The sequence below is a fragment of the Pseudomonas sp. FSL R10-1339 genome, from assembly GCF_009600545.1.
In the GTDB taxonomy this organism is placed as follows: Bacteria; Pseudomonadota; Gammaproteobacteria; order Pseudomonadales; family Pseudomonadaceae; genus Aquipseudomonas; species Aquipseudomonas bubulae.
The window spans coordinates 1-4,200 of the sequence record NZ_WIVQ01000166.1 but is presented as its reverse complement, the minus strand read 5'-3'; the positions used below and the strand labels follow the sequence as shown (position 1 = coordinate 4,200).

At 52.5% G+C, this 4,200-nt stretch carries 3 protein-coding genes; 2 read left to right on the top strand and 1 reads right to left on the bottom strand.

The genetic code is table 11. The features are described 5' to 3' along the window. The first annotated feature begins 147 nt into the window (after positions 1 to 147). Complete coding sequence (locus GHO03_RS23735; protein ID WP_133144903.1) at positions 148 to 1,722, top strand: diguanylate cyclase; 1,575 nt, start codon at positions 148 to 150, stop codon at positions 1,720 to 1,722. A 513-nt stretch (positions 1,723 to 2,235) separates the two neighbouring features. Here GHO03_RS23735 and GHO03_RS23730 read toward each other — a convergent pair. Continuing rightward, the gene (locus GHO03_RS23730; RefSeq protein WP_133144902.1) at positions 2,236 to 3,129 is read right to left on the bottom strand and encodes a lipid II-degrading bacteriocin; all 894 of its coding nucleotides are present in this window, start codon (positions 3,127 to 3,129) and stop codon (positions 2,236 to 2,238) included. 428 nt (positions 3,130 to 3,557) lie between these two features. Here GHO03_RS23730 and GHO03_RS25950 point away from each other — a divergent pair, with 428 nt between their 5' ends. Next, positions 3,558 to 4,169 (top strand): DUF6538 domain-containing protein, encoded by a 612-nt coding sequence (locus tag GHO03_RS25950; RefSeq protein WP_372241792.1) that lies wholly within the window; start codon positions 3,558 to 3,560, stop codon positions 4,167 to 4,169. The last annotated feature ends 31 nt before the right edge of the window (positions 4,170 to 4,200 follow it).

Below are 4,200 nucleotides of genomic sequence, written 5' to 3'. Positions count from 1 at the left end.
AACAAGTTTTGCGGCGATGGTCTCATTGGCCTGCGCTATGCGGTGCTTGCGACAATACTTTACGTACAGAGCCTAGTGACCTGCGCACCGCCAGGTTCTGGAGTCCAAACCTCTATTCAAGTTTTTTTGCGCTTATCGAACATGCCCATGACCGACAGCTTTAAACCATCACGCCCATTGCCCGTAAACCTGCGCGGCCTGATCCTCTGCATTGTTCTGGCGTCAGTCCTGGCGACCCTGTGCAACAGCCTTGTGGTGGCCTATCGCGTACAACGCGACGCCCTGATCCATTCGACCCTGGAGTCCAATGCTGCCTATGCGGCAAAAGTTGCCTCCAGCATTGGTGAGTTCTTGCGCGCAGCCCACAACAACCTGAACTACAGCGCCAAAATCCTCGGCAAGCACTGGGACGATCCCCAGGTGCTGCATGAAGAAGCCTTGAGGCTGGAGGCACAGGATCAGTATTTCAACTCCGTCGAAATCCTCGATGCCAACGGCAAGGTCCTGGCCTCGAATCCGCCGCAGGCGCAGATTGTCGGCTCCAACGTTCCGGCCAGCGGTATCAGGCAAGCACTCCAAGAGCGCCGGGCACTGGTCAGCTCGACCTATGTATCCCGCCAGGGCAACTTGATCGTATTCGTATCAGAACCTGTTTTCAGCAAGGCCGGTGTGTTTCTCGGCGCCGTGGTCGGGTCTATTTACCTGCTTGATCAAAGTGCCTTGCACACCGTCATCAGCAGTCACTTTCATCACGAAGGCACTTTTGCGTTTGTGGCCGACAGCAATCGTCGACTGCTCTACCACCCCAATCCTGCGCGTATCTCTGAAGTGCTTGGTGAAAACCTTGCGGTTGATGCGGCCCTGGGCGGCGAACGCGGTTCGATGGAAATAAGGAATTCCGAAGGCGTCGAAATGCTGGCAGGTTACAGCCAGGTCCCGGACTCAAATTGGGCGGTAGTGGTGCAACAACCCAGGGAGCATAGTCAGGCGACCTTGCGCCGGCTTATGCACGACATGATCACGGGCATGATTCCGGCCGGGCTTCTGGGGATGGTACTGGTATTCGTCGGCACAACGCTGATCGCCCGGCCCCTGCGCCTGCTGTCTGCCGCGGCGCAACAGCTGTCCGCGCCGCAGACTACGGAGTTGCTGCAACGTATCAACGCCTGGTACCACGATGCTTCGGCCATCCGCCAGGCCATGCTGGCGGGCGTGCAACTGCTGCAGCAAAAGCTTGGCCGCCTCAGCCACGAGGCGCAAAGTGACCCTCTCACCGGCCTGGCCAATCGCCGGGCCATGGAAGAGTTACTGAGCGTGCTGGAGCAGACCCAGCAGCCCTACACGGTACTGGCGCTGGATATTGATCATTTCAAGCGGGTCAATGACACATTCGGGCACGACGCTGGCGACGTTGCACTCAAGCAGGTGGCCGAAATCCTCAAGCAGAACTCACGGGCAAACGACCTGGCATGTCGCAGCGGTGGGGAGGAATTTTCGCTGCTGCTACCGGATACCACGCAAGAAACGGCCAGAGCCATCGCCGAACGCATACGCCAAAGCATCGCAGACGCTCGCATACCGCAAGTCGGCAACCTGACAATCTCCATAGGTGTTGCCAGCAAGGCCGGCGCGCCAATGACACCGCAGCAAGTACTAAAACTGGCCGACGAACGCCTTTACCGTGCCAAGGAAAGCGGGCGCAACCGGGTGGTGTCTGCCTGAGGGGAAATGGGCACCGCATTTATCGACGCCCACGAAAACCCCTCAAATATTAAATAATTTCAGCTAGTTAATTAACCATCCGTGCCGCACTCACCTGCGGCACACCTGCCCTTCTCTGAAATCCAGCAACACACCAGTGCCGGCTGCCCGTTTAGTTTTTTATCTTTATACCGAGTGAACATATACAAATACGAGAGCAAAAATCAGAGACGCTCTGAAAGTTCAACACGCCCATCGCAACTTAAGATAGCAAGCATTTTTTTTCCGTTAGAGACAAAAGGTACTGCCCACCAATTATTATGGCTGTCATATGTCGCACTACCGTCCGCAGAATAGTCCACAACTCCATTTGCCCCTGGATTACGCTGTAAATGGCTTCGAATAGAATGTTCAAAAAAAACACGATCTGCTTTGGAACAGGAAACGTCAGAATCTCCATTACACCCTTGCAGAACTAACCCCATCATCGCAACTGCAGCGCCTACCATTGCGCTAACCCCTGATCTAGCCATTTTATTTGCTCCCTTTCAATATGAGAGGTTGCGAACCCAAAACCACGGTTGTGAAATCGACGTGCCCAATCTGATCGCCGATAGAGCGGAGGATTGTGGTAAGCGCTTCTTGAACTGGGGGGCGATGGCTAGGATCTGCATCGAATACATCTGGATTGAGGGTGTAAGAACCGGTGAATACATAGGTTCCATTTGCAGCAATAGTTAGTACTCCCGATACATTCCCGCTGACCCTGCCTAAAAGCAAACCTGCAAACGAGGTCAAGTAGCCCGGTCCAAATGTATTATAAGTGAACGGAGAGTTAATTGGGTAGGTGCCAGGACCATTGGCAGCTACCGCGTCCCTGACTGGTGGGATATCACGCGTCACCATCTGCAAATTAAGAGAGCCAATATTCACATAACGAGTTTTGCCCTTCCCATACAGCCAATAGTAAAGTCCAGCCATAAACATAAGAGGTGTACCGAAGAAGTCAGGCTGCGAACTGTGGTCTACCGTAGCCGTGTTGTGGGCCCAAGTTGCGCCCGCGTAAACTATCTCAGTACGCTCCTGCGCTGTAATAGCTACTGATTCTTGTGCCCCCCGACTCGCACGATCGTTGAGTAAGTTTTTCTGAATTGCAGCTTGCATCGTCAGCTGTGCTTTCAGCTGCTTACTGTCCAACCCATTCAAACCAATTAATGATGCATTCATGGCCCCTTCAATATCTAAGACATTAGCAGCAGTGAAAACATTCACCCCGTTAGCAATCAGCTTTTGGATAAAACCGCCTGAAATAAATTGTTCATTTGGTTTTAAAGGAGGCCTCGGGGAGAAATTAACCGAGGTGGAATACCCTGTGCTGGTTGGTTGAGCACCAACAAAGGTTGCACCAAGCTGAAGTACTTCCGACATTTCCACCCCCCCCCCTGCAAACGATAATGATTCCGATTAGAATTCACGCAGGAGACACTATACACTTCGCCACATAGCCGCAATTAAATACTGCAACTTTATGCAACCGACCCTAATGGAACGGCCAACACACCTTACGAACTCCAGATTTAAGGGCGATGTTGCCCGGCTTTTTTTACGCGGACGCGACTGTCCTTAAATGCGCCAACGAAGTTCTTATCCCAAGTCATTCAGGGTCACAGCAGAGGGAACGGCGGGTATTGATCCGCCTTGTTGATGCCATTGAGTGATGGTGCTGGATTCGGCGATTTCGAGAAGGGAGAGTCAGCTCAATATGACGTAGTGGTTCGAAAAGTCTTTTATCACACGGATTCTCCGCCACCTGATTCCCAAGTTGATTGGAAAGAGCCAACTGGAAAAAATTCGGGATGGTTAGAGTCGTCAAATGCCAGATACGAAAAAGCCCCGCAGACCTTGATCTGCGGGGCTCTTCAAATAATGGCGGAGAGATAGGGACTTTCCGAAACCAACCCCGCAGCCCTTTAAAATCAATACTTACAGGGTTTTCAGGCGATTTTGCTACAAATTTTTGCTACAAATCCAGACCAAAAACAGCTACCTTTCAGCTTCCAAACCTACCCGGTCAGGGACGAAAAATGGCAAGCGAAAACCTCGTTTTACGGTCAGGCACATGGCACGTCCGCCTTACCGTCCCAAAGGACGTTCGGCACGTCTTGAACCGCAGCGAGTTCACCGAATCGCTCAAAACCGGCAGCAAGCCAGAAGCCCAGATGAAGAAATTGGCGTTTCTACACGTTTGGAAACAAGCCATCGCTACCGCTCGGCAACGCATCGCAGGACCTACCCCCGCCGAATTACCGGAAACGTCCTACAACATCGCCAAGATGATTGCATCGAGCCGAGAAAACGCCTTGATGAGCCTTGTCTTGCCCCAAGAGGGCAAAGAGGTTGACCCAAGGTTCACTCAAAGTGCCTTAGGGAAGCTCCGATCAACTTGCCGCAACCGCGCAGTAAGTTGAAAATCCCGCTGAATTTGGCGCTATTGACCGC

Excerpts from the sequence above, each read along its gene's own strand:
- GHO03_RS23735 (WP_133144903.1), top strand. The coding sequence starts at position 148 with ATGACCGACAGCTTTAAACCATCACGCCCATTGCCCGTAAACCTGCGC.
- GHO03_RS23730 (WP_133144902.1), bottom strand. The coding sequence starts at position 3,129 with ATGTCGGAAGTACTTCAGCTTGGTGCAACCTTTGTTGGTGCTCAACCA.
- GHO03_RS25950 (WP_372241792.1), top strand. The coding sequence starts at position 3,558 with ATGGTTAGAGTCGTCAAATGCCAGATACGAAAAAGCCCCGCAGACCTT.